Annotated in this window: 19 protein-coding genes and 1 pseudogene; 6 read left to right on the top strand and 14 right to left on the bottom strand. The window is 67.0% G+C overall.

Annotated features, from left to right (window positions below; translation table 11 throughout):
- Positions 1 to 2: 2 nt before the first annotated feature.
- Positions 3 to 1,490 carry a D-alanyl-D-alanine carboxypeptidase family protein gene (locus AC6A67_RS12290; protein ID WP_498036831.1) on the bottom strand — a complete coding sequence of 496 codons (1,488 nt, stop codon included), beginning with the start codon at positions 1,488 to 1,490 and terminating at the stop codon, positions 3 to 5.
- Positions 1,491 to 2,085: 595 nt separating this feature from the next.
- Here AC6A67_RS12290 and clpS point away from each other — a divergent pair.
- The 3 genes and pseudogenes from clpS (at position 2,086) to AC6A67_RS12275 (ending at position 5,751) form a co-directional block, all read left to right on the top strand.
- Positions 2,086 to 2,472: an ATP-dependent Clp protease adapter ClpS gene (gene clpS, locus AC6A67_RS12285; RefSeq protein ID WP_498036857.1), complete on the top strand. Its 387-nt coding sequence runs from the start codon at positions 2,086 to 2,088 to the stop codon at positions 2,470 to 2,472.
- Between the two features lie 21 nt (positions 2,473 to 2,493).
- Positions 2,494 to 4,816 (top strand): annotated as a pseudogene (gene clpA, locus AC6A67_RS12280) (ATP-dependent Clp protease ATP-binding subunit ClpA); the annotation flags it as partial.
- 740 nt (positions 4,817 to 5,556) lie between these two features.
- A complete protein-coding gene (locus tag AC6A67_RS12275) occupies positions 5,557 to 5,751 on the top strand; it encodes a hypothetical protein (RefSeq protein WP_498036830.1) in 195 nt (64 codons plus the stop codon).
- 509 nt (positions 5,752 to 6,260) lie between these two features.
- Here the strand turns inward: AC6A67_RS12275 and AC6A67_RS12270 are convergent.
- The 3 genes from AC6A67_RS12270 to AC6A67_RS12260 all read right to left on the bottom strand — a co-directional run bounded on the left by AC6A67_RS12270 (position 6,261) and on the right by AC6A67_RS12260 (position 8,787).
- Positions 6,261 to 6,686, bottom strand: a complete 426-nt coding sequence (locus AC6A67_RS12270; RefSeq protein ID WP_498036829.1) for an HIT family protein — start codon at positions 6,684 to 6,686, stop codon at positions 6,261 to 6,263.
- Between the two features lie 396 nt (positions 6,687 to 7,082).
- Positions 7,083 to 8,237: a GNAT family N-acetyltransferase gene (locus AC6A67_RS12265; RefSeq protein ID WP_498036828.1), complete on the bottom strand. Its 1,155-nt coding sequence runs from the start codon at positions 8,235 to 8,237 to the stop codon at positions 7,083 to 7,085.
- A 79-nt stretch (positions 8,238 to 8,316) separates the two neighbouring features.
- Positions 8,317 to 8,787, bottom strand: coding sequence for a RidA family protein (locus tag AC6A67_RS12260; protein WP_498036827.1), 471 nt, complete (start codon positions 8,785 to 8,787; stop codon positions 8,317 to 8,319).
- Between the two features lie 381 nt (positions 8,788 to 9,168).
- On the opposite strand from AC6A67_RS12260, the gene AC6A67_RS12255 reads away from it, so the two are divergent.
- A complete protein-coding gene (locus AC6A67_RS12255; RefSeq protein WP_498036826.1) occupies positions 9,169 to 10,191 on the top strand; it encodes a cell envelope integrity EipB family protein in 1,023 nt (340 codons plus the stop codon).
- Between the two features lie 196 nt (positions 10,192 to 10,387).
- Here the strand turns inward: AC6A67_RS12255 and AC6A67_RS12250 are convergent, their stop codons facing one another.
- Together AC6A67_RS12250 and AC6A67_RS12245 are read right to left on the bottom strand one after the other, a co-directional pair.
- Positions 10,388 to 11,698, bottom strand: a complete 1,311-nt coding sequence (locus tag AC6A67_RS12250; protein WP_498036825.1) for a DNA polymerase IV — start codon at positions 11,696 to 11,698, stop codon at positions 10,388 to 10,390.
- A 246-nt stretch (positions 11,699 to 11,944) separates the two neighbouring features.
- Entirely contained in the window at positions 11,945 to 12,277 is a 333-nt protein-coding gene (locus AC6A67_RS12245) for a DUF3572 domain-containing protein (RefSeq protein WP_498036824.1), read from the bottom strand.
- A gap of 80 nt (positions 12,278 to 12,357) precedes the next feature.
- Between AC6A67_RS12245 and AC6A67_RS12240 the strand changes: the two genes are divergently transcribed.
- A complete protein-coding gene (locus AC6A67_RS12240) occupies positions 12,358 to 12,729 on the top strand; it encodes a response regulator (RefSeq protein ID WP_498036823.1) in 372 nt (123 codons plus the stop codon).
- A gap of 703 nt (positions 12,730 to 13,432) precedes the next feature.
- The gene (locus tag AC6A67_RS12235; RefSeq protein WP_498036822.1) at positions 13,433 to 13,660 is read left to right on the top strand and encodes a hypothetical protein; all 228 of its coding nucleotides are present in this window, start codon (positions 13,433 to 13,435) and stop codon (positions 13,658 to 13,660) included.
- A 274-nt stretch (positions 13,661 to 13,934) separates the two neighbouring features.
- Here the strand turns inward: AC6A67_RS12235 and AC6A67_RS12230 are convergent, their stop codons facing one another.
- The 8 genes from AC6A67_RS12230 to topA form a co-directional block, all read right to left on the bottom strand.
- Positions 13,935 to 14,348, bottom strand: a complete 414-nt coding sequence (locus tag AC6A67_RS12230; RefSeq protein ID WP_498036821.1) for a YARHG domain-containing protein — start codon at positions 14,346 to 14,348, stop codon at positions 13,935 to 13,937.
- A gap of 462 nt (positions 14,349 to 14,810) precedes the next feature.
- On the bottom strand, positions 14,811 to 14,978 hold the full coding sequence (rpmG, locus tag AC6A67_RS12225; RefSeq protein WP_132005784.1) for a 50S ribosomal protein L33: 168 nt from the start codon (positions 14,976 to 14,978) through the stop codon (positions 14,811 to 14,813).
- A 362-nt stretch (positions 14,979 to 15,340) separates the two neighbouring features.
- Positions 15,341 to 16,537, bottom strand: a complete 1,197-nt coding sequence (locus AC6A67_RS12220; RefSeq protein WP_498036820.1) for an MFS transporter — start codon at positions 16,535 to 16,537, stop codon at positions 15,341 to 15,343.
- The gene (locus tag AC6A67_RS12215) at positions 16,534 to 17,295 is read right to left on the bottom strand and encodes an NUDIX hydrolase (RefSeq protein ID WP_498036819.1); all 762 of its coding nucleotides are present in this window, start codon (positions 17,293 to 17,295) and stop codon (positions 16,534 to 16,536) included. Before AC6A67_RS12215 ends, AC6A67_RS12220 begins: the two co-directional genes overlap by 4 nt.
- 357 nt (positions 17,296 to 17,652) lie before the next feature.
- Positions 17,653 to 18,114 (bottom strand): DUF983 domain-containing protein, encoded by a 462-nt coding sequence (locus AC6A67_RS12210; RefSeq protein ID WP_498036818.1) that lies wholly within the window; start codon positions 18,112 to 18,114, stop codon positions 17,653 to 17,655.
- Between the two features lie 162 nt (positions 18,115 to 18,276).
- Positions 18,277 to 20,616 (bottom strand): ribonuclease R, encoded by a 2,340-nt coding sequence (gene rnr / locus AC6A67_RS12205; protein WP_498036856.1) that lies wholly within the window; start codon positions 20,614 to 20,616, stop codon positions 18,277 to 18,279.
- Positions 20,617 to 21,193: 577 nt separating this feature from the next.
- Complete coding sequence (locus AC6A67_RS12200) at positions 21,194 to 22,162, bottom strand: ABC transporter substrate-binding protein (RefSeq protein WP_498036817.1); 969 nt, start codon at positions 22,160 to 22,162, stop codon at positions 21,194 to 21,196.
- A 905-nt stretch (positions 22,163 to 23,067) separates the two neighbouring features.
- Positions 23,068 to 25,896 (bottom strand): type I DNA topoisomerase, encoded by a 2,829-nt coding sequence (gene topA, locus AC6A67_RS12195; RefSeq protein ID WP_498036816.1) that lies wholly within the window; start codon positions 25,894 to 25,896, stop codon positions 23,068 to 23,070.
- Positions 25,897 to 26,079: the final 183 nt, after the last annotated feature.

Genomic DNA, 26,079 nt, shown 5'->3' with positions numbered 1-26,079 from the left:
GCTCAGCCTCGCGTGGCGAAGCAGTCATAGCCGCTGTCCTTCAGCGCCTTGCAGGCGTTCTGCGCCGACTTCGGGTCGAAGCCGGTGAAGCGGGCGCGCCACAGCGTGGCGTTGCCGCGCACCACCTTCTCGGTGAAGGGCGAGGCGGATTTCAGCACGGCGTTGGCGTCGCGGGCGTCGGCGAGCAACCGGCGAGCCGCCGCCTCATCCTCGGTCGCGCCGAGCTGGATCACCCAGGAGCCGCCGCGGGCGGCTGGCGCCGCTGCTTCAGCTGGCTGGGCCGCAGCGCTGGCGCGAACCGGCCGGTTGGCTTTGGCGTTAATCAGCCTGGCCAGCCCACGGGAATCGAGTTCACGGGGCGCCGAGGGCTCGGTTTCGGGGGCATAGGCGAGACGGGTGACCGGCGCGCTTTCCGCCGCCGCATCGTCGCGCGGCGCCACCCAGCGGAACGTCGAGGGCGTGGCGGTGTTGGCGTCGGCGGCCGAGGCGACCACCGGCCGCACGCCGCGACCTGGCAGGTCTGCCGGGCGGGGCTCAGGCCGCGGCGCGCTGTTCGCCGCCACCTGGATAGGAGCGCCGCCTTCGCGCACCGGCGGCGCAATGCGCGAGCCAGCGTAAGCAGTGGGCATGTGCTGGGTCACCAGCGAGGCCATGATGCGGTCGCGGATGGCGCCCGAGCGGCCGCCAAGCACGATGGCCACCACATGCCGGCCATTGGCCCGGGCGGAGGTCATCAGATTGAAACCGGACATACGGGTATAGCCGGTCTTGATGCCGTCGACCCCTTCAACTGTACCGAGTAGCCGGTTGTGGTTGCCGATGGTCTGCTTGCCAAACTGGAAGCTGCGGGTCGAGAAATAGCCGTAATATTGCGGGAACCGGTCCTGCACGGCGCGCGCCAGAATGGTCAGGTCGCGGGCGGTGGTGATCTGCCGCGCGTCGGGCAGGCCCGATGCGTTGACAAAGACCGTGCTGGTCATGCCCAGCGAGCGCGCCTTGCGCGTCATCATCTGGGCGAAGCGGGCCTCGCTGCCGCCGATATGTTCGCCGACGGCCGCGGCGATGTCATTGGCGGAGCGGGTGACCAGGGATTTGATGGCGGCTTCGGCGCTAATGGCGCCGCCGGGGCGGACGCCGAGCTTGGACGGCGGCATCGATGCGGCGTGCGCCGAGACGCGGATCGGGCTGTCGAGGCGCATGCGGCCCTGTTCGAGCTGCTCAAACAGCATGTACAGGGTCATGACCTTGGTGATGGAGGCCGGATGCCGCCGGGCGTCCGGGTTCTTGGCGTACAGGGTCTTGCCGGTCTTGGCGTCGACGACGATGGCGGCGAATGGCGGGTCATAGACCTGGGAGGCGGCCTGGTGGCGGATGCGCTGCTTGCGGCGCGCTTCAGCCGGCGAGACCATCGACACGGTGACAATCACGCCCAAGGCGATCGCCAGCCCGCGTGTGAAGGTCAATTGTGCTGTCGTCTTGCCCAACGCCATAGCCCTGAATTCCCGTCGTCGCGCGTCGCTGGCCTTGAGGCCAGGAGACGGCGTTGCATGCGGTGTCCGTGTTGGGCTGACGCTAGCCGCATCGCAGTTACTGGACAGTTAAGCCGTCGCAGCGCCCTCCCTGGCGCGGTCTCGACAGATGTAACGGGCATGGGCGGAGCAGCCGGCCGGTCAGGGGGTGTCGGTAAGGGGTATGGAACAATTAAGGTGTTGTGATTAAAGAATAAAAGTGACCATGACGCGCATGGGGCGGGAGGGCCGGACTGGTGGTGTTGGCGGCGTAGACAAGACCGTCCCGCTGCGGGACGCTGCAATGCAATTAACCACCAGACAAAAATCTCGACGCGCGTCGATTGGGTTACGACGGGTTGCAGGCCGACTTCACCCCGACAAACCCGGACAAATCCCGGCAGTCACCATGCAATACTGTTTGAGCGCGCCCTGCGGCGGGGCGTCTCGATCAGGCGCTGCGTGCAGACCGTGCGGGTGGACTGGCGAAGCGGCCGCCTGGGGATTAGATTAATGTGAAGCGCCCGCCGCGACGGGAGGGCGTGCTTTGCCTGCGAGACGACGCGCGACGATGCTGATGAGAGATGTGGGGGACGTGAGCGCGGACGCCGCGAGCCGATTGGGAACCCTGGTCTGTTCTGGTGGTTCCCATGATGGGTCCGGTGAACCGCAGGGACCAGGGGCGGCGCTGCTGACCCGGACGCGACCGAAGCGCCCGGACATGTACAAGGTTCTGCTGCTCAATGACGATTTCACGCCAATGGAATTCGTCATTGAGGTGCTGCGGAAGTATTTCAACAAGTCGCAGGAAGATGCGACGCGGATCATGTACCACGTGCACCAGACCGGCGTGGGGGTGTGCGGCGTTTATACATTCGAAGTCGCCGAGACCAAGGTAGCCCAGGTCATGGATTTCTCCCGCCGCAACCAGCACCCGCTGCAATGCGTGATGGAGAAGAACTGAAACGCGCGGAAGGGGAAGCCGTTGCCGACATTCTCACGGAGCCTCGAACAAGCCCTGCATCGCGCGCTCGCCCTGGCGAATGAACGTCGGCACGAGTACGCAACGCTGGAACATCTGCTGCTGGCGCTGGTCGATGACCAGGACGCGTCGGCGGTGATGCGCGCCTGCGGCGTCGATATCGACGTGCTGCGCCGCACGCTGTCGGATTACGTCGACACCGAGCTGATCAATCTCATCACCGACGGTCGCGAGGATTCGAAGCCGACCGCCGGTTTCCAGCGCGTCATCCAGCGCGCGGTGATTCATGTGCAGTCGTCCGGACGCGAGGAAGTGACCGGCGCCAATGTGCTGGTGGCGATTTTCGCCGAGCGCGAGAGCCACGCGGCCTATTTCCTGCAAGAGCAGGATATGACGCGCTATGACGCGGTCAATTACATCTCGCACGGCATCGCCAAGCGCCCAGGCATGTCCGAGGCGCGCCCGGTGCGCGGCGAGGACGACAACGAGACCCCTTCCAGCAGCGGCGATGACAGCGAGCAGGCGCGCGGCGGCAAAAAGAAGGGCGAGGCGCTTGAGGCCTATTGCGTCAACCTCAACAAAAAGGCGCGCGAGGGCCGCATCGACCCGCTGATCGGTCGCGCCCGCGAGGTGGAGCGCACCATCCAGGTGCTGTGCCGCCGCCAGAAGAACAATCCGCTCCTGGTCGGCGACCCCGGCGTCGGCAAGACCGCCATCGCCGAGGGCCTCGCGCGCAAGATCGTCAATGGCGAAGTGCCGGAGGTGCTGCGCGACGCCACCGTGTTTTCGCTCGACATGGGCACGCTGCTGGCCGGCACCCGCTATCGCGGTGACTTTGAGGAACGCCTCAAGCAGGTGATGAAGGAAATCGAGGCGCACCCCAACGCCATCATGTTCATCGATGAAATTCATACGGTGATCGGCGCCGGCGCCACCTCGGGCGGGGCCATGGACGCCTCCAATCTGCTCAAGCCGGCGCTGGCGGCGGGCGCGCTGCGCTGCATCGGCTCGACCACCTACAAGGAATACCGCCAGTATTTTGAAAAGGACCGGGCGCTGGTGCGGCGCTTCCAGAAGATCGACGTCAACGAGCCGTCGGTGCCGGACGCCATCGCCATTCTCAAGGGCCTGCGCTCCTATTTCGAGGAGTTCCACCGGGTCCGCTACACCAATGACGCGGTGACGGCGGCGGTGGAGCTGTCGGCGCGCTACATTCAGGATCGCAAGCTGCCGGACAGCGCCATTGACGTCATCGACGAGACCGGCGCGGCGCAGATGCTGGCGCCGGAGAACCGGCGGCGCAAGGTGATCGGCGTCAAGGAGATCGAGGCGACCGTCGCCACCATGGCGCGGATCCCGCCCAAGAGCGTGTCGCGCGACGAGGCCGAGGTGCTGCGTGGCCTGCAGTCGACGCTGGAGCGCATGGTTTATGGCCAGGATGACGCCATCAGGGCGCTGTCGTCGGCCATCAAGCTGTCGCGCGCCGGTCTGCGTGATCCTGAGAAGCCGATCGGCTCCTATCTGTTTGCCGGCCCGACCGGCGTCGGCAAGACCGAGGTGGCGCGGCAGCTCGCCTCGGCGCTCGGCGTCGAACTGATCCGCTTCGACATGTCGGAATATATGGAGCGCCACACGGTGTCGCGTCTGATCGGCGCGCCGCCCGGCTATGTTGGCTTCGACCAGGGCGGCCTGCTCACCGACGGCGTCGACCAGAACCCGCATTGCGTGTTGCTGCTCGATGAGATCGAGAAAGCGCACCCGGACCTGTTCAATATCCTGTTGCAGGTGATGGATCACGGCAAGCTGACCGACCACAACGGCAAGAAGGTCGATTTCCGTAACGTTATCATCATCATGACCACCAATGCCGGCGCGGCGGATCTGGCCAAGGCGGCGTTTGGCTTCACCCGCCAGCGGCGCGAGGGCGATGATCAGGAGGCGATCAACCGCCTGTTCACGCCGGAGTTCCGCAACCGCCTCGACGCCATCATCTCCTTCGCGCATCTGTCGAAGGAGATGATCGCCCGGGTGGTCGACAAGTTCATCATGCAGCTTGAGGCGCAATTGTCCGACCGCAAGGTGGCGATTGAGCTGTCCGACGAGGCGCGGGCCTGGCTGGTGGAGCACGGCTATGACGACGCCATGGGCGCGCGCCCGATGGGCCGGCTGATCCAGACCGCCATCAAGATCCCGCTCGCCGACGAGTTGCTGTTCGGCCGGCTGAAGGATGGCGGCCTGGTGCGGGTGGCGGTCTCCGCGGGCGGGGGCGACGACGCCGCCAGCGCGCTAACCTTCGAATATCCGCCAGGCCACGCGACGCCGAAGCGCCGGGTCGAGCCCGAACTGGCGGAGCCGGTATTGGCCGAAGCTGGGGCAGGAGCGGAGGCCGCTGCGGCGCCTGAGGCGCGGGGCGGCGTCAAGCCAGACGAAGCGCCAAACGCCGACGAGGCGCCGGCGCGCAAGCGTGGCCGCAGCCCGGCCAAGGTTGCGGCAAAGGCAGGAGACAAGGCTCGCGCCAAAACGCCAGCGGCGCCGCGCGGCAAATCCGCCAGCCCGTCGCCCAGCACAGGTGCCAGGCCGTCAACCAGGCGAGGCGGCAAGGGCTGAGGCTGGGCTGACGCTTGAACCCGATGGGCTGGCTCATCGGGTTCGGGTCAAGCCGGCGCCGCTACGGGGCGGTTTCGGTCGCGCATGCGTCCGCAAGGTCGCGGGCTGGAATGAGGCGGCGCGAGACGATCCGCCTGTGCGGGCGCTGGTCTGGACAATGGGCGCCGCGCGGCGCCTTTTATGCGTTGGCTCCTTGCCGTTGTAGAGGCGCGGCCGCTGTGAAGGTCCGCCGGCAGGCCCGCTGGTCGGTGGGCACGGTTGTTTGCCGGGAAAACTTCCTCTAGATGCAGTGGAGGGGGCGATCTGGCGCCAGCATGCCTGGCTCTCGCGGGTGGACGGACCGGACCAGCCGGTCAGACGCGAAGCCTGGGCCCGGCGACCCCAGGCCAATGCTCGCCGACGCCTTGAGATGCGACGGTCGTCGCCTGTTCGCATGATCTGAAGTGAGGCTGGGACGAAATGGGCGCCTGGAACGAAGCACGCCGTGAGCGCCGCCGCCGGCGCAAGCGCATGGAAGAGATCCTCGGCTGGATCGTGGTGCCGCCGCTGGTCATCGGCATGTGGCTGGCGGGAACCTACCTCTACAATGCCTTCGAAGAGCCCATCACCCAGATGCTCGACGCCGTGCAGATGATCCTGAACAAGCCGAAGTGACCGGCTGCGCATTTTGGCGCCTTGGGGGGGCAAGTTCGGCGCGCATCCTGCTAGGACTGATGCTGTAAAGTCGTGGATGCCCGTGACGAGCACGGGCATGACGGAGCGTGAGGGCTCAGGACAGATGCGTTGGAGGAGGGAGGCGAGCAGGCGGCGCAAGGCGTCAGGTTCGGCGCCGACAACGTCAGCTTTTACGCTCACTGGCTCGCCAGCGGCGCGACCGCGACGTCGCCAGCCATTTCAGTCAGAACAAGCATACATAAAGCCAGCCGCACACCACCACTGCGCCGCCCAGACGTCGCGCCTGCGCCACCCGCACATCACGCCTGCGCCACCGCACGTCACGCCTGCGCCACTCGCACATCACGTCATCGCCAGCCCCCAACGCCCGTCATGCCCGTGCTTGTCACGGGCATCCACGCGTTTGCGGCTTGGCGGCCTTGGCGGGCCTCAGGCGCCGCACGGGTCTTAACCAGCCTCCGATGCATCATGCCCATCGGGGGCTGCTATTAGCCTTCAAGCGCCTTGCGCAATTGCTCGGCCTGCGCGGCCAGCACATCGGGGGCGGCGACCTCCTGGGCTGCGGGGCGCAGGGCGACGCCGTTCCAGCGCGGTAGCACGTGGAAATGGGTGTGGAACACCACCTGGCCGCCGGCGGGCTCATTGGCCTGCATGATGGTGATGCCGTCGGCCTTGAAGGTGTCCTTGGCCGCCATCGCCACCTTCTTGATGGTGCGGGCCACGGCGGCGATGTCTTCGGGCTCCATGTCGAGGATATTGCGCGACGGCGCCCGCGGGATCACCAGCACATGGCCATCGGCGCGCGGCATGATGTCCATGAAGGCATAGGTCAGTTCGTCCTCATAGACCTTGTGGCTGGGCAATTGCCCCTTGAGGATCGCCGCAAAAACGTTCTTGGGATCATAAGCCGCCATATCGTCCCCATATCGCCCGGCATGACAGGTTCACGGTGAACCACCTCATGCGCCATCACTGCGTCGCCAGAGCACTGCCTGATCCAACGGCCCTGGCCGCCTGCCCAACTGTGACGTCGCGAACAGGTGGCCGTGGACCGCAACGCCCACCGTGCTCCGGGCGCGCCAGCCGAAATCATCAGGCAGATGTGACAAGCGTCTGCGGCGCGGTCAAGCAGGCGTGGCCGCAAAGCGCGGCGCGACCGTTGATGACGTATGGGTAAAGCCTGGAAACGCCGCGTCGCCGCGCAAGGTCCGGCGCGGCCGCGCCCAGCCCGCGATGCGCGTGACCCACCGGTTTACGGTCAAGCTCATGCGGCCGTTGCGCCTTGCAGATCCTGCAGGGTTGCGCCGGGATCACTCGTCGCGACGGAATGGCAGATGCCCGATGAGCACATCGTGGGCGGCGTCGATATAGCGGCCCTCATCATCAAGAAAATCCGCTACGGCGGCGCGCAGACCGGGATGGTTGATGTCATGGGCCGAAAAAGTCGTCACCGGCTCATAGCCCCGCGCCAGCTTGTGCTCGCCCTGGGCGCCGGCTTCAACGCGGGCGAGGCCGTGGCCAATGGCATATTCGATGGCCTGGTAATAGCAGATCTCGAAATGCAGGAAGGGGTGGTCCTCAATGCAGCCCCAGTGCCGGCCATAGAGCGCGTCGGCGCCAATGAAATTGATTGCGCCGGCGACATAGCGGCCGTTGCGTCGCGCCATCACCAGCAGCACCCGGTCAGCCATGGTGTCGGCGATCCGGCGGTAGAAATCGCGTGTCAGATAAGGGCGGCCCCATTTGCGGGCCCCGGTGTCCTGGTAAAAGCTGAAGAATGCGTCCCAGGCTTCTTCGGTGATGTCATCGCCGCTGAGACATGCGATCGACAGCCCCTCGACAAGCGCCGCGCGCCGTTCGCGCCGGATCACCTTGCGTTTACGCGACGACAGGGCGGCCAGAAAATCGTCGAAGCTGGCGTAGCCCCGGTTGAACCAGTGATATTGCTGGTCGCGACGCCGCAAGAAGCCATTGGCGGCCAGCAACTCGCAATCGCCGGCAGTGGCGAAGGTGACATGGGTCGAGGAAGCGTCGTTCTGCCGCCGCAACACCACAAGGCCCTTCACCAGGGTCTGTCGCGCCGTCCCGGCCAGTGAACCAGGCCGGGCCAGCAGGCGTGGGCCGGTCACTGGCGTGAACGGCACGCACACCTGCATCTTGGGATAATAGGCGCCGCCGGCGCGCTCAAAGGCATTGGCCCAGCCCTGATCAAACACATATTCGCCCTGCGAATGCGATTTGAGGTAGCAGGGGGTCACGGCCAGCACCTGGCCTGCGCTGTCCTGCACCTGCAAATGCATCGGCATCCAGCCGGTCATGGCGCAGGCGGAGCCTGATTCCTCCAGCGCCCGCAAAAAGGCGTGGGTGGTGAACGGATTGTCGACCCCGGCGCAGGCGTCCCAGTCGGCTGGCGCAACATCCGCCATGGCGTAAGCGAGATGCAGTTGCAGGTCGCGCTCCGTCATCGCCTTGCTTCCGTCATGGCCTTGGCTTCCATCATCGTCTGGCCTGCATCATCGCCACCTGGGCGCCCGTCACATTGGCCTAAGCCACCTCGAACATGCCCTCGACCTCCACCACCGCCGACAGCGGCAGCGAGGCGACGCCGACGGTGGAGCGGGCGTGGCGTCCGGCGTCGCCCAGCGCGTCGGCGATCAGATCAGAAGCGCCGTTCATGACGCCGGCGAGGGCGTCGAATTCGGGGGTGGAATTGATGAAGCCGCCGAGACGAACGCAGCGGCTGACCAGATCAAGATCGCCGATGCAGGCGCGCAATTGCGCCAGCACATTGATGGCGCACAGCCGCGCCGCGGCGCTGGCGTCAGCCGGGCTGACGGCGTCGCCAACCTTGCCCAGATGTTGCGGCGCAATTTTGCCATCAGGCCCAAGGCATAATTGGCCAGAGATGATCACCAGCGCGCCGGTGCGCACAAAGGGGGTGTAATTGGCGATGGGCGCAGCTGGCGATGGTAGCGTGACGCCAAGTTCCGCCAGACGCTGTTCAACCCTACCCATGTGCGCCGCTCCTTGCTCTGGCCCCGCCGCGCGGGGCATTGTTGGCTGCGGCCAAAATATACCAAGGGGAAAGCTGTGGCGATCACCACGCAGGGGCTGAAGCTGTCTGACGCCTTTCGCTAACACTGGCGTTCAGGCCAGTGGGACGCCGCGTCAGTTGGCGAGCGTCACCGGCGCCAGGATGCGTTGCGCGACCAGCATGCGTTGCGCCAGGCTGGCGAGACGCGCCACGGGACAGGCAGGCGAGAAACCGCCAGTGCGGCGGCGCCATGGCTGAACAGGATCAGAAAACTGGCCCAGAAGGCCAGCGACACAGAATGTGCATGCGCAGCCGCGCAAGCTGAGACAGGAGCAGGCATGAACGGCGACAGGAAAAGCAGCGTGCGACGGACGACCGTGACGGGCTGCGGCGGGCTGGCGGCGCGGGCGAGCGCAGCCGCCATGGGCCTCGCGCTGGCGCTCTCTATCGCGCCAGCCTTTGGCCCGGCGATGGGGCTCACCGGCGCCGCTCTTGCCGCGCCGGAGACAACCAGCGCAAAAGCCGCTGCCCCTGTGCCGCTGGCGCCGCACCGCGCCGTTTATGATCTGTCGCTGATTGATGGCGGCAAGGCGCTGGCCGGAGCCCATGGGCGCATTGTCTATGACCTCACCGGCGACGCCTGTTCCGGCTACAGCCTCGATTTTCGCCAATTGGTGGAGCTGGATCGCCAGGAGGGTCCGTCAGACCGCATCGACATCCGCACCACCACCCATGAGGACGCCGACGGCGCCAGCTATCGCTACCGGCAGATGACCAATCGCGCTGGCGGCCAGGTCGAGCAGGTGCAAGGCGTGGCGCATCGCGCCTCGCCTGCCGCGCCACAGGCTGGCGGCGCCAAAGACGCCACGGCGGGCCAGCAGGGCGCGCCTGGCATCGACATCACCCTGACCCAGCCGGAACGGCGCAAGCTGAGCGCCGCGGGCGACATCGCCTTCCCCTCAGCCCATCTGCGCCGTATCCTGGCGGCGGCGCGCGACGGCCAGCCGACCGTCGACGTCAAGCTCTATGATGGGGCCGAGACCGGGGCCAAGGTGTTCGACACCTTTGTGGTGATCGGCAAGCGCGCCGCCGCCGCCGCCGATCGCAAGATCAGCGAGCCCTTGCGCAAGGCCGGGCTCGACACGGTCGATCGCTGGCCGGTGGCGGTGTCCTATTACGAGCCAGGCCCCGGCGAGCGCACGCCCGTCTACGCCATCAGCTTCGATCTGTACGACAATGGCGTCAGCGGCGACATGCGCATCAATTACGGCGACTTCTCATTGAAGGCCGCGCTGAGCTCGCTCACCCAGACTGGCAGCGGCGCCTGCAAGGACGCTGGCAAAACTGGCGCTAGCAAGTCAGGCGCTGGCAAAAGCGACAAGTAACGCGGCGCCGTTCCTTGCGAGGGCAGAGGTCTGCGGACCAGGCTCCGTAAGGCGAGGTCTATCCGGGACGCTGTCAATTGAGGCTACCGGGCAAGGACCTGGCAGGCGGCGCTCGCCGAGCCTGCTTGTGATGCGCGCCACAGGCGGCGCGCTTCTGCTCTGCCGCCAACTGTCCTTGCTGCGACCTGCCGCAACATCAGTCGCGTTTGCGGCCGTCGCGCAGGCTGATGCCGCGAAACACCGCCTTGTCGCCAAATTTGCTGCGCAAGGCGTCGATCGCCTTCTCGGCCACGGCGTCACGCCGCGCGCTCTGATCGGCGAGGTCGCCCTGGTCGGCCTCCGCCGCCGGGCGCAGGTCGCCAGCGCCGACGCCGATCAGCCGCCAGGCCTGGGCGTGGCCATGGGCGGCGCATTCCTGCTGCAGCAAAGCGAGGGCCGGCTCGTACAGGCGCCGCGCCAGCTGCGTCACCGGCAGGCCCGAGCGATTGCGGGTGATGCTGCGAAAATCGCCGGTCTTCAGTTTCAGCGTCACGCCGCCGGTGGCGAGATTGGCCGCCTTGAGCCGGCTGGAGAGCTTTTCGCACAGCCGCCACAGCACCGGCTCGAGCACCGTCAGATCGGCGACGTCATGTTCCAGCGTGGTCTCCGCCGAAATGGATTTCGTCGGGCGCTCTGGCGTCACCTTGCGGCGGTCGACGCCATGGGCGAGATCCCATAGCCGCAGCCCGTCCTTGCCCAACTGCCGGGCCAGTCCCTCGGGCGATGCGGCGCGCAGATCGGCGATGCGCCGGAAGCCCCGGCTTTCCAGCGTCTTGCGCGTGGCGGCGCCGACGCCATGGATCAGCAACACCGGTTGTGGGCCCAGAAAGGCCATGGCCTCGGCCATGCCAATCACCGCAAAGCCGCGCGGCTTGTTGAGGTCGGAGGCGATCTTGGCGAGAAACTTGTTGTAGGACAGCCCGACCGAGACGCTGACCCCCAGCTCGGCGTTAATGCGGGCGGCGAGGCGCGCAAGACTCTCGGCGGGCGAGGCGCGGTGCAGCAGTTGCGTGCCGGAGAGATCGAGAAACGCCTCATCGATCGACAGCGGCTCCACCAGCGGCGTCAGCGCCCGCATCATGGCGCGGATGTCGCGGCTGACGGCGACATAGCGCGCCATGTCAGGCCGGATCACCACCGCCTCCGGGCACAGCTTCAGCGCCTGAAACATCGGCATGGCGGAGCGGACGCCATAGGTGCGCGCCACATAGCAGGCGGTGGCGACGACGCCGCGCTTTCCGCCGCCAATGATCACCGGCTGGTCGGCGAGCTCGGGCCGGTCGCGCTTTTCCACCGAGGCATAGAACGCGTCGCAATCGATATGGGCGATGGCGAGGCTGTCGAGCTCGGCGTGGGCGACCCCGCGCGGCGAGCCGCAGGCGCGGCACCGCCAGCGCTGGCCTTCGGCAGCCGGCGAGCGGGCGAAGCAGTCGCGGCACAGGCCTGAGAAGATTGCGGCAGCCGTCATGGTGCATCCGGGGGCAGGGCGCGGCGAGGGGCCGCCGGGCCCGACAATCATAAGGTGTGGCGATGGCGACGCAGCCTGGGACGGCCATGCGCCCGTCGCGCTATTGACCGCGACAGCGGAGCCAAATCGCGCTCGCGTCGGAAGCATATGGCGGTTCGGCAAACCACCTTGCCAGCAGGCGTCTTGCAAGCGGGTGACTTGCCAGCAATCTACTTGCCAAGGCGTCGGCGCGCAGGCCTGATGGGCTCAGTCCAGCGCTGGCCTGATGCCCGCCGCCATCTGCAATTGGCGCAGGGCGGGAGCGATCAGCGCCGGGTCCACGTTCTCGCTGGCGGCGAAGGCGATGACGGCGCTCTCGTCCTGCAGGATATGCTCAAGCACGGCGACAAGAAACTCCGGCTTCGCCGCCGCCGCGCGCAGACCATCGACGCTCAACCCGCTCAGCGACAGGAAGTCGCCAAGCCGGTCCTCATCGCTGGCCAGAAAGCCCAGGCCCGCAATGGCGAGGCTGGCGGGGTCAACGCCGCCGGCCCGTTCGCCGCCAGCCTGGATCAGGTCTTTTTTGCGGGGGATCAACATTGTTTGTCTTTCGTTCAGGGTTGCCCATCTAGGGTGCGACGCAGCCCCACAGCAAGGAAGCCCGCGGTGGATCATTCCCCATGAGCAAGACCATTCTCATTGTCGAGGATAATGAGCTGAACATGAAGCTCTTTGGCGATCTGCTGGAGGCCCATGGCTATCAGACCCTGAAAACCGCCCAGGGTTCGGAGGCGCTGGAACTGGCCCGCGCCCACAAGCCCGATTTGATCCTGATGGACATCCAGCTGCCCGACGTGTCGGGGCTTGAGGTGACGCGCTGGATCAAGGACGATGCAAGCCTGCGTCATATTCCGGTGATCGCCGTCACTGCTTTCGCCATGAAGGGCGATGAGGAGCGTATCCGCGAAGGCGGTTGCGAGGGCTATCTGTCCAAGCCCATCTCCGTCGCCAAATTCCTTGAGGCGGTGCAAAATTACGCTGGCCCGGCCTAAGGCGCAGCTGTGGGCGCGTGTAAACGTCAGGCGCCGCCCGCATAACGGTCGCGCTGAAGGCGCATGGCTTTCGGCCCTGCTGTCATGATTCTGCCGTTGCATTCCCGCCGCTTCCGGTTAGGGTAACGCTACGAGCGGTGCCTGGTCAGTGATGACCAGCGCGCCGCCCACGCTACAGCCCGGCGATGCTCAGGTCCGCCGCATCTCCTGGACGTCACGGGCTCAGGTCGGGAGTGAAATCGTGTGCCTCTGGCCGATTTCCTCCCGACCGCCTCTTTCCCCTACGTCATTTATCCGACTGTCGCCCGTCGTGGGTTTTTGGCGCGCGCTCCTGGCCGCGCCATTGCGCGCGATTGATGCCAAAGTGCGGTGAGCACGACAGATCGCACTTTGGTCAAGCCCGTGCGGCGCCTGAGCAATCCAGGATGCGGATGCGTCAGCATCTTCGCATCCTGGTATGAGTAGTCGCGCCTTCTGCCAAGTGAGGGGGGATTGAGGGCGCTGGGCCGGACACACAGGGCGCGCCGACAATGCGACCGACCAGGCCTCCTGGGCCGCGCGCGCGGACGTCGCGGACATCATCCCCAGTTTTGCAACAGCAGAGTTAATGCTTGCGACCGCAGACGTAAGCGGCGGTTAACCAGCTCGTGGCGAAATGATGACGCGAACGCTTCGATTCGCGCGTGTCACCCGGATGAGTATCATGGGCACAGTCGTGCAGTTCCGCCCGCGCCAGCAGCGCCAGGCCCCGATCATGGTTGAGGATGAGGACATCGACCTCATGACCGCGCTGGACGTCGCCATCCGCGATCTGCGCGATATCGCCGGAATGTGTGACCGCCCGGAAGCCAAAGAGCAGGCCCACGCCTGCCTGAGCATGCTCGAGCGCGCCTATGCGGAAGCCTCGGCCGAGGCGACCATCGCCTGGTGAAAGAGACGGCGGCCGCCGGCCCACGTGGACCATGGTCGCCGCCGGGCATGCGCGCAGCTCGCGACGACTTTGCTCCGGCGCCCGTCGCAGGCAACGCTGTCTTACATCCAGGCGAATATCGATCCTGCACGGGCCCTCGCGCGCCCTGACATGGACCGGATGAAGTCTGGCGCCAGCATGCCCGTTAAAAGTCGGCCCACTCCTGGGCGGCGGCGGCTCACTCCGCCGCTGGGGCGGGCGAGCGTACGCCCCGCTCCGCATCCTTAGGCCCGTGCTAACGGTCGCAGCCGAGCCGCCGCTCCTGGGATGAGATCGCCCGGACCTGATGGCGCTCATGAGCGCTCAGCGGCACGTCGGCCTCATGGTCATATTGGCAGCCGGCGTTGCCGAAGACGGCGATAGCGCGCTGGGTGCGGAAGCAATAGCCCGCAGCCCGATAGATGGCGTTGCGTTGCCGCCACAGATTCTCACACAGATCAGCCTGCGCCAGCTGCACGCGGGCGCCGTGCATGCCGCCGTCAGGCAGCGCCTGCGTCACATGTTGGCCGAGGCGGGCTGCAGCGATGTCGGCGCTGGCCAGCGCAGAGGTCAGCGAGGGCGGCAGGCTGCCGCCGACATAAAGCACGATGCTGGCGATCGCCGCCGCGCCGGCGCGGCGCCACCGAGCCCCAGACGTGGGCGCGCGCAAGCCCCCGGCTCCTAGGCAGACGTGGCTTTTGGCGTCGCGCTGGCGGGGCGCTGCGCCCGTCCGTCCCCCCGTCTGTGGCGTCATGCTGGTCTCCTTGCAGCCAGATCAGAAGCGGCAGTCGCAGGGCGCGCCGCGCCGCAGTCGCACATGCTGGATCGCTGATCCTGCCGCAACGGCAGTTTGACGCGCGCGGCGGGGCAAGCGCAGTAACAAGGCGGACAGAATGTGACAGGGGCGATCACAATCCAGCCAATGCGGCGTGGCTGACGCTTGTCGACACCGGCGTGGTCCGACCGGGATCAGCAGCGGCGCGTTGCGCCATGGCGGCCGAAAATGGTCGTGTTGCATCGCAAGGTCGACGGCTGAAGCGCGCGCATAAAAAAACCGCCCGGAGCGGGCGGTTAAAGCGGTGGGTGAGACCGCCGCTGCGGCGGCGTCCGGCTGGCGGACGCCGGAACCAGATCACTTGATCTTGGCTTCCTTGAACTCGACGTGCTTGCGCGCCACCGGGTCGTACTTCTTGATCGCGAACTTGTCGGTCATGGTACGGGTGTTCTTCTTGGTGACGTAGAAGTAGCCAGTGTCAGCGGTGGAGACCAGCTTGATCTTGATCGTAACGGCCTTGGCCATGGTCGAACCTCATCCGGCGGGCTCGATCCCGCTCGCGGCAATATAAAAAGGCCGGCGAAACCCGGCCAGGAACATGCGTGGGACATGCCGCATCGGCCCCGGCAAGTCAAGAGGATCGGGCGCAGCCGCCGCACAAATGCAGCTGATTCCTCCACATCCCGGGCGTTCTATGGCGACGCAGGGCGGTTTTGCGCGCGCCGCCGCCCGTTCCGCCACCCGTTCCGCCAATATGGCCGCCGCCGCCGGCAAGCCGCTGAAATGGCGGCGTTTCTGGCGGGGCGGTATTTCTGGCCAGTGCAGCGCTGGTGTAGCGCCATGCGGGCAGCTGGCTTGCGCCAAAGCTGCGCCGCACAAGCGAGACCTCAGCCGCCGCGCCGCAGCAAAACGCGGCCCAAAGCGAAGGCTGAATACAGGCCAAACAGGCCCGCCAGCATCACCGCGAATCCATGCGGCTGGATTCGGTCAAAGCCGAGGCCAACCGCCGGCGGACCCAGCATCATGCCGAGATTATACAGCAGGATGAACGCGGCGTTGGCGCTGGCGAGGTCGGCGCGATCGGTGAAGCGCGCGCCAAGATGGGCGAGGCCGACCGTGTACAGCCCGGCGCCGACGCCGCCCCAGGCCAGCAGCAACGCCTCCAGCCCCCACGGAATCGCCGCCGCCACCGGCATCAGCGCCGAGCTGCCGAGGCCGAACAGACCGATCAGCACCAGCAGGGTGCGGCGGTCCATACGGTCCGACAGCAGCCCGAGCGGGATCTGCAACAACATGCCGCCCATGGCGACGAAGCTGACGAGGAACGCCGCCTGATGCTCGGTGTAGCCCAGCCTGAGGCCATAGAGCGGCAGCAGGCTGAAACCGCCCGTCTCCACCGCGCCGAAGACAAAGGCGGCGAATGTGGCGAGCGGCGCGGCCAGAATGAAGTACAGCAGCGAATGGCTGGAGCTGTGGTCGAGCTCTGGCGTCACGCCTTTGGCCTGGGCCAGAGGGGCGAAACCGAGGCACATCAGCGCCGCGCCCGCCAGATAAGGCGCCCAGCCCTCCGTGCCCACCAGCGACAGCACCAGCGGCCCCGCAGCGAATCCCACGGACAGGAAGGTGGCGTAGACGCCCATCACCAGGCCGCGCCGTTTTGGCGGAGCGGCGGCGTTGATCCAGTATTCCGAGAGCACGAACAGCGCGCCCAGCGCCGCGCTATAGGCGAAGCGCAGCACGAACCAGGCGGGCAAGGATGGGAAAGCCTTGAAGGCCAGCAAGGAGAGGGCGGTGACGGCGATGGTCAGCCCGATCATCGCCCGCACGCCAATGGCCGCCGCCAGTTTCGGCACGAACGGCATCACCAGAATGCTGGCGAAGCCGGCCATGGCGGTGTTGAGGCCAATGAGACTGCCGGAGGCGCCCATGCGCTGCATTTCCAGCGACAGCAGCGGAATCGACAGGCTGAGCCCTACGCCAATTAACGACACCAGCAGAATGGCGCTGGCGAGGGCCCGCAGGTTGAGAGGTTCGTCAGGCTCCGCCGCGAGGGCGGCGGGCGGTGTGTTCTGGGTTGCGGTCACAATTCCTCGCGTTGGAACGCGCCCTGACGGGCGTAGAAGAACGGCACGGGCAGGCCATGGTCAAAGCCGCCCGCCGTGCGCTGTTCAAGCTCTTTCAGCACCACAGTGGTGATGGAGGGCAAATCCAGCTGGCGGGCTTCTTCCAGCTCCACCCACACCAGCTCGGTCAATTCGGTGTCGGCGGTCACCACCCCGTCGATGCGCTCGGCGATCTGATTGGCGTCGATGGCGAAAAAGCGCGTGTCGAAGCGCTTGGGCCGGCCCGGCGGGGTGATGGCGCGGGCGACGAAGCGCAGCGGCTCAAGGTCAGGAATCACGCCATGATTGGCGAAATCGCTCCACGGCCCGGCGGGCTGGCGCCGGCGCAGCGGTTCGGCCTTTCGCCCGAGCAACAGGCCCGTCTCCTCAAAGGTCTCACGAATGGCGGCCAGCGCCAGCGCCCGCCCACGCGATGGGGCAGGCCGCACCGTGCGGCTCATCAGTTTCTCGTCGACCACCGGGTGCAGGTCGCTCAGCGGCGCCATGAAGCGGTCATTGGTCTCGATGCGGCCGCCTGGGAACACGAACTTGCCTGGCATGAACCGATGGCCGTGGTGGCGGCGGCCCATCAGCACCTTGGGGTGCGAACCCGAGCGGTCGATAATGATCAGCGTCGCGGCGTTGCGCGGGCGGATATAGGGGAAAACCGGTTCGTGGCGCTCGCTCTCATCCAGCAGCTGCTGGTCATTCTGGCTGATGCCTGGCTGTGCCGTTCTCATGGTGAACTCCCTGTCGCGTCGCCGTTCGCGCGCTGGCGCGGCGACGTCATCTGTCATTGTGGGGCTGTCGCACCCTGGCGCGCGCAGTGGCGAACGCCGTAAAGGCGTGCGCCGCCGTTACGCGCTGATGTGCCGCAAATCACAGGGATTGAAAACCGTAGAATCCAGAAAGGGAAGCCCCAGGCCGCCCGTACGCCCGCCGTTGCGGAAGCTGCAGCCTTCAGGCCTCAGGTCTGGCGCGGGTTCCACGCCAGCCATGCGCGCCGCTCAGGCCCGCCCCGCGTATGAGGCCCGTGCCGTGTTTTGGGTCCTTGCCGGGTCCAGGGTCCTTGCCGGGTCCTGGGCCAGCCCCGCGTCTCAGGCCCGCCCCGGGTCCTCGCCAGCCTCAGGCGGCCAGCCGCCGTCGGCGCGACCGGCGAAGCGGTCCTTGCCGAAGCCATGCATGCGATGCGCCCATTGCAGGCCGACGACCGCGCCCTTCACCGGCTGCATCAGCACAAAGCCGAGGAAGATGGTCATGAGCGGCCACAGCACCATATGCGTCCACACGGGCCAGGTGTACCAGGTCTCGGCCAGCAGGATGCCCGTTCCGACAATATGGGCGACGATGGTGATCACCACATAGGGCGGCAGATCGTCGGCGCGCTGGTGGTGCAATTCCTCGCCGCAGGCGCTGCACGTCGGATTGACCTTCAGGAACTTGCCGAAGATGCGGCCGTCGCCGCACGCCGGGCAATGGCCGGCAAAGCCACGCCGCATGGCGGGGACCAGCTCACGCGGCTGTTCGCCACTGTAAGGGGAGTGGATGTGTGCCGGCATGGCGCGCTCCTGCGCTGTGCGCCGGGCCGCCCCAAAACAGCGAACCCGGCCTTGCGTCCGCCGCCCGGTCTGGCGTCGGTGGCGCTGGTTTAATCTACATCGTCAGGATGGGAAACCCTGACGAAATGTCCTGGCCTCATGGCCACGGGTCGGGGCCTCGCTTCAGACGCCCTTGCCCCTCGGCTGCTTGCTGGCCCGGCTGAGCATGGCCTTTTTGGCGCGCTTTTGCTCGGCGAGGCGGCCCTTGAGGCCCTTGGGGCCGCTTTTTCCCGTGCCTTTGCCCGCCGCTTTGGCCGCTCCCTTGGGTGCGCCAATCTTCTTGCCGGACAGGCGCGAGCGGCCGCCGCCGTCGCGGCCCAGCAATTCGAAGCGCAGGGCGCCGGCGATCGGCGCCGCCTCGGCCAGCCGCACCTCGATCCGGTCGCCCAGCCGCAGCGTGTCGCCGGTGCGACTGCCGACCAGCGCGTGCAATTGCTCGTCGTGGCGGTAGAACTCATCGCCAATCGTCGCCGCCGGAATGAAGCCGTCGGCGCCGGTGTCGGCGAGGCGCACGAACAGGCCGGCGCGATTGACGCCAGAAATCTGCCCGTGGAAGGTCGCGCCGATCTGGTCGGCGAGGTGATGGGCGATCAGCCGGTCGATGGTTTCGCGTTCCGCCGCCATGGCGCGGCGCTCGGCCACCGAGATCTGCGCGGCGATCTCATTCAGCGCCGTGCGGGTCATGGAGGCGGGCAGGCCGTCGTCGCCCAAATTGCCGACGCTGATCAGCGCCCGGTGCACCACGAGGTCGGCGTATCGGCGGATCGGCGAGGTGAAATGGGCGTAGCGCCGCAGGTTGAGGCCGAAGTGGCCGCAATTGTCAGCCGAATACTCCGCCTGGGCCTGGGAGCGCAGCACCACTTCGTTGATGAAGGTCTTGTGCCGGGTCTCCGCCACCTGGGCGAGAATGCGGTTGAACAGCTCCGGCCGCACATTGCCGACCTTGCCGAGCTTGATGCCAATCGAGGCCATGACCTCGCCCAGGGAGCGCATCTTCTCCAGCGATGGCTCGTCATGGATGCGATACAGCAGGGGCGAGCCGGCGCGTTCGAGGGTCTCGGCGGCGCAGACATTGGCGAGGATCATGAACTCCTCGATCAGCCGGTGGGCGTCGAGGCGGGCGGGCACGATCACCCGGTCGATCTGGCCGTCGGCGTCGAGCACCAGCTTGCGCTCTGGCAGATCCAGATCGAGCGGCGAGCGCTTGTCCCGCGCCTCGACCAGCGCCGCGTAAGCGGCCCACAACGGCTTGAGCACCGGCTCGAGCAGCGGCCCGGTGACATCGTCGGGCAGGCCGTCGATCGCGGCCTGGGCCTGCTGATAGGCCAGCTTCGCCGCCGAGCGCATCATCACCCGATGGACGCTGTGGCGCAGCTTGCGGCCATGGGCGTCGATGATGATGCGCATGGCCAGCGCCGGCCGGTCCTCTAGCGGGCGCAGCGAGCACAGGTCATTGGAAATGCGCTCGGGCAGCATCGGCACCACCCGGTCGGGGAAGTACACCGAATTGCCGCGCTCACGCGCCGTGCGATCCAGCTCGGTTCCCGGGCGCACATAAGCGGCGACGTCGGCGATGGCCACGGTGAGGACAAAGCCGCCCTCATTGTTCGGGTCGTCGTCCGGCGCCGCATGCACCGCGTCGTCATGGTCCTTGGCGTCGGCGGGATCGATGGTCAGCAGCGGCAGTTCGCGCCAGTCCTCGCGTCCGCTCATGCCCAGCGGCCGCGCCGCCTCGGCCTCGGCGATGACCGCCGGCGAAAACACATGCGGAATGCCATGGGCGTAGATCGCCAGCAGGCTGACGGCCTTCTCGGACGCCAGCGAGCCAAGGCGCTCGCGCACCCGGGCATGCGGGCGGGCGAAGCGCCCGACCTTGGAGACGCTGATCGACACCAGATCGCCTTCTTTGGCGCCAGCCGTGTCGCCGGGGCGGATCTCGATCTCGTCCTTGCCGAGGCTCTTCTTGTCGACGGGTTCAATCCAGCCGCCGCCATCGGCCAGCTGGCGGAAAATGCCGAGCATATGCGGATTGGAGCGGCCAATGATCTTGATCGCCCGACCCGTCCACGCCGGCCCGCCATCCGGGTCGGGGATGCGCGAGACGCGCAACAGGGCGCGATCGCCGACGCCAGGGGTCGGCTGGCCACGCGCAGACTTGTGCGGCGTGTTGATGATGATCTGCGGGGCTTCGCCCTCGCCGGACCATTCGGCGGGGCTGGCGATCAGCTTGCCATCGTCATCGCGGCCGGTGATATCGGCCAGCACCACCGGCGGCAGGCTGGCGGCGTCATGCAGGGCGCCGCGACTGCGGGTGAGCACGCCGTCGACCTCCAACTCGCGCAACACACGCTTGAGCCAGATGCGGTGCTCGCTGGAGATGTTGAAAGCGCGCGCAATATCCCGCTTCGACACCTTGCCCGGCGCCGAACTGATGAAAGCGACCAGCTGCTCGCGGGTCGGCAAGCCCGCCGCCAGGTCGCGGCTGTCAGCAGCAAGATCCTCGCGTGCATGGGGCGCGTCTGTGGCGCCGTCTTCGTCCACGCCGGCGATCGCGGCGGTGGCGGCGTGCCGGTGCGCCGCCTGTTTGCGCGCGGCGCGCGAGCGGGTGGCGCGCGGCGCAGCGCGGGATTTGCTGGGGCTCAGGCCTGGGCGTCGGGTCAAATCTGTTCCGTATGGGCATGCTCCGGGGCGCTGGCAGGACAGGCCTGGCCGCAGGTCGCCGGAACCGGGGGATCGCGCCGCACGCTATGCGGCGCACGATCAGAAGCTACGCCTGTATCACACTTGAGGCCGCAACGCCCATATGGGGATGCGCGGCCAGTTTCGCCAGGGCGGCGGCGCGCCCGGCTGCTGGCGGCGTTATCGGCGGTGGGGGTGGGGAGGCCCAAAACGCGTGGATGCCCGTGACGAGCACGGGCATGACGTTGCGGGTGTGGGATGTTTGGGGTGCCCCTGCGCCTATTCCCCCGTCATGCCCGTGCTTGTCACGGGCATCCACGTCTTGCTCCAGGGCGTCCACGGCGCCGCGACGAGCCCGCCCTCAGGCCTGAAATGAGCCGTCGAGCAGTGGCGCCACGTCGATACGCCTGTCGAAGACCCCGAAGCTGGCGGCCAGATCGGCGGCCTGTTGCAACTCCTGGGTCAACGCTGCGTCGATCAGCGTGTTGGTCGAGCGGTTGAGCTGGAAGGCGCGGAGCAGCACCTCTTCCGGCATGCCGGTCAGCCTGGCGTTGTAGGCGGCGTAAGCGGGGATATTGCCGTTGATCCAGTCGATGCCCTTGCGCACCCGCTCACGGAACACCGCCAGCTGCGGGCGGCGCGTCTCCAGCGCCTTCTGTGAGGTGACCAGCAGCATGATCGACGGCGTCAGGCCCTGGCCGTCGCGCAGCACCCGGGCGTCGTGGCGCAACACCACCTGGGAGATGAACGGCTCCCAGATCGCCCAGGCGTCGATGCGGCCGCCGCTGAAGGCGGGCAGGGCCTCGGGCGGGGCCATGAAGCGGATATTGACTTCGCGCGGGTCCACGCCCGCCTCCCTGAGCGCCGCCTTGATCAGGAACTCGCCCCAGCCGCCGCGGGTGCCGGCGATGGTTTTGCCGCGCAGATCAGCCAGCGTGCGGATGTCAGAACCCTTTCGCACGACAATCGCCTGACCGGCGGGCGCATTGCGCACCGCGCCAATCGCCCGGATCGGCGCGCCATTGCCAAACACGGTCAGCACCGAGAAATCGCCGGTGTAACCGACGTCGAGCGCGCCAGCGTTGATCGATTCAAGGATCGGCGCTGCGCTCTGGAACTCGCTCCAGCGCGGCGTGAACGGCAGGTCCGCGGCATTGCCAGAGGCTTCCAGCAACGCGCGCAGCCCGCCCTTCTGATTGCCGATGGTCAGTTGCGGCGCGTCCTTCGCCTCAGCCGGCAGGATCAGCCAATCGGCCAGCGCGGCGACGCCCGCCGCGCCGCCGCCGATCGACGCGGCGAGGCGCAGAAATGAACGGCGATCAAGCGGCATGACGGCCTCCCTGCACGGGCGTCGCCAGGCGAAGTGAGACAATAGGGCTGGGGGGCATGACATACTCCGGACCAGGTTCGCGTCCAGCAGCGCATGCGGTGGCGATGGCCGTCAACCGGCTGAAATAATTATGAAAATTTGTTCCCGAATGCGGGCGTCATGGCGAAGAATGCATGCGCGCCAGTGCATTCGCGGCGAACATTCTTTCCCGCTGTCTCGTGTCCCGTGTATCTCGCCGCCCCTGGCGCTCTGCGACGCTGGCGGCCGTCATCATTCCGCGCCGCGCGCCGATGAAGCCCCTCCGCCGCCCTCATCCCATGCCGTCATGCCCGTGCTTGTCACGGGCATCCGCGTATTGCCGCCCTCAGTGCCCCGCGCGACCAGTCCAGGATATGCGACGGGCGCCGTCCTCAACGCCCTTTGCTTCGCGGCGCCGGCAGCGCTGCATCCCGGCGCCTTCAAACGCGTGGATGCCCGTGACAAGCACGGGCATGACGGCGATGGAGGAGGCGCTGGGGCCTGATGCGGTGGCGATGTGGGCGAAACAACGCGCGGCAGCTCACTCGCGAGCAGCGGACGCAGTGCTCGCGCGGCAGGGCAAGCCCCCCAGGCGCCGGGCGCACAACCGAACTGAGCGCCCGAGCCCCCGATCACTGGGCCCCCTGAGCCCCCCTGAGCCTTCCTGAGCCCCCCCTGAGCCCCACGGCGCAATCACACCCGCCGTCATGCCCGTGCTTGTCACGGGCATCCACGTCTTGCTGCGCCGCGAACGCCAGGGTCCGCCGCCCAACGCCGCCCAAATCCGAAAAACCATCGCCTCAAAAACACTGGGCGCCGAACCCTGCGGTTCGACGCCCAAATCTGTCCAGGTCAGGAGCGTCGCAACGGTCAACCGTTGCTGGCGATCACTCGTCCCACGGCACGCTGTCGTCGGCGGCGATGGTCTTGCTGGCGGCGGTCTTGCTAGCGGCGGTCTTGCTGGCGGCGGTTTTGCGCGCAGGTTTGGCCGCCGCCTCGTCAGCCGCGCCGTCACCCGTCGCGGCCTTCTTCGCGGCGGGCTTTTTGGCGGAAGTCTTGCTCGCCGAAGTCTTGCTGGCGGATGTCTTGCTCGCGGCAGCCTTCTTCGCCGCTGGCTTCTTTGGCGCATCCTCGCCGTCCGCAGCCTTCTTGGTGGTCTTCTTCGCCGTCGCCGCCTTGCGCGCCGGCTTCTTCGACGGGCCGGCCTCGCGCTTTTTCTTGAGCAACTCGATCGCGTCTTCGAGGGTGATGGCCTCCTGGCTCATCGCCTTGGGCAGCGTGGCGTTGGTGGTGCCGTCGGTGACATAGGGGCCGAAGCGGCCGGCCTTGACCAGCACCGGCTTGTCGACCGCCGGGTCGACGCCGAGTTCGCGACCCGGATCAGCGGCGCCGCCTCGTCGGCCGCCGCCCTGTTCCTTGGTGATGATCAGATCGATGGCGCGATTGGCGCCGATCTCCAGCACGTCGTCGTCACGGCCCACATTGGCGTACATCTTGCCGTGCTGCACATAGGGCCCGAAGCGGCCAATGCCGGCGAGGATCGGCTCGCCGGTCTCCGGATGTCGCGCCACCTCACGCGGCAGCGACAGCAGGGCCAGCGCCTTCTCCAGATCGACCGAGCCGGGGCTCGTGCCCTTGGGCAGGCTCTGGCGCTTGGGCTTTTCGCCTTCGCCGAGCTGGGCATAGGCGCCGAAGCGGCCATCACGGATGGTCACCTCGAGACCCGTGGCCGGGTCAGTCCCCAGGCTGCGCACGCCCGGACGGCCATCGTCGCCGCCGCCATCCTGATCGGCGCTGGCCGCCAACTGACGGGTATAGCGGCATTCGGGATAGTTGGAGCAGCCGATGAACGAACCGAACTTGCCGAGCTTCAGCGACAGCTGGCCATTGGCGCAGGACGGGCAGGCGCGCGGGTCGGAGCCATCTTCCTTCTTCGGGAAGATGTGCGGGCCGAGGTAATCATTGAGCTTGTCGATGACCTCAGTGGTGCGCAGCCCCTTGGCGCCGTCGATGGCGACGATGAAATCGCGCCAGAATTCGTTGAGCACCGCCTTCCAGTCGATCTCGTGGTTCGAGACGCGGTCGAGCTGCTCTTCGAGCCCTGCGGTGAAATCATATTCCACGTAGCGGCGGAAGAAATTCTCCAGAAACGCCACGACGATGCGGCCGCGATCGTCCGGCACGAGGCGCTTCTTTTCCAGGCGCACATAGTCGCGATCGCGCAGCACCTGCAGCACCGCGGCATAGGTGGACGGGCGGCCAATGCCCAGCTCTTCCATGCGCTTGACCAGCGAGGCTTCCGAATAGCGCGGCGGCGGCTCGGTGAAATGCTGGGTGGCGTCGATGGCGCGCTTCTTCAGCGCCTCGCCCGTCTGCATGGGCGGCAGGCGGCGCGCGTCCTCATCCTCGTCGCCGTCGTCGCGACCTTCCTGGTAGAGCTTCAGGAAGCCGTCGAACTTCACCACCTGGCCAGTGGCGCGCAGCTCCAGATTGCGCCCGCCAGCGGTGGCGGCGATGTCGACGGTGGTGCGCTCCAGAACCGCCGATTCCATCTGGCTGGCGATGGTGCGGGTCCAGATCAGCTCGTAGAGCCGCGCCTGTTCGGCGTCGACGTAGCGGGCGACCTCAGATGGCTTGCGCGACAGATCAGTTGGTCGGATCGCCTCGTGCGCCTCCTGGGCGTTTTTGGCCTTGGCCGAATATTTGCGCGGCGCCGACGGTACATAAGCGTCGCCATACATCTGGCCGATGACCTTGCGCGTCTGGGCGATGGCCTCCGGGGCCATGTCGACGCCATCGGTACGCATATAGGTGATCAGGCCGACCGTCTCGCCGCCAATCTCGACGCCCTCATACAGCTTCTGGGCCGAGCGCATGGCGCTGGCCGGGGCCATGCCGAGCTTGCGCGAGGCCTCCTGCTGCAGGGTCGAGGTGGTGAAGGGCGGGTAAGGGTTGCGCCTGGCTGGCTTGGCCTCCACGGCGGTGACGGCGAATTGCGCCTTGTCGAGGTCCGCCTTGAACGCGTCGGCCTCGGCGCCGGAGCCGATGTCGAGCCTGGTGATCTTCTTGCCGTCGGCGCCGACGAGACGCGCTTCAAACGGCGCATCCTGGGCCGTGCTCAACTGGGCGATCAGCGACCAATATTCGCGGCTGACGAAGGTCTCGATCTCGCGCTCACGGTCGCAGACCAGCCGCAACGCCACCGACTGTACGCGGCCAGCCGAGCGGGCGCCGGGCAGCTTGCGCCACAGCACTGGCGAGAGATTGAAGCCGACCAGATAATCGAGGGCGCGACGGGCCAGATAAGCGTCAACCAGCGCCTGGTCGATCTCGCGCGGCGCCGCCATCGCCGCCTTGATGGCGTCGCGGGTGATGGCGTTGAAGGTGACGCGCTCCACATCGACGCCCTTGAGCGCCTTCTTCTGGTTGAGCGCCTCCAGCACGTGCCAGGAGATGGCCTCGCCTTCGCGATCCGGGTCAGTAGCCAGAATGAGCTTGTCGGCGCCCTTCACCGCTTTGGCGATCTCGGACAGCCTTTTGGCGCCGCGATCCTCCAGCTCCCAGACCATGGCGAAATCCTGCTCGGGATCCACCGAGCCATCCTTCGCAGGCAGGTCGCGGATATGACCGAAGGACGCCAGGACTTCATAGTCCTTGCCCAGGTATTTGTTGATTGTCTTCGCTTTCGCCGGAGACTCGACGACGACGACTTTCATGGGCTGCCACTGACGGTTGGGGTGAACGGAGAGCCTGGCAATCGCGCCTGCAGCGCCAATGCTGGCCGGTTTCGCCGGTAACGGGCAGGCGTGCCTGCCTCAGGGACGCCGCGTGGCGACCCGATGCAAACGCCGGCTCCAGGGACGGGATGAATGGGTCAAAGCCGCCAGCCTGTCAAATCC

Source organism: Camelimonas sp. FR25 (assembly GCF_059740505.1).
Note: the sequence above shows the minus strand (reverse complement) of the source record. Positions and strands in the feature narration are given on the sequence as shown.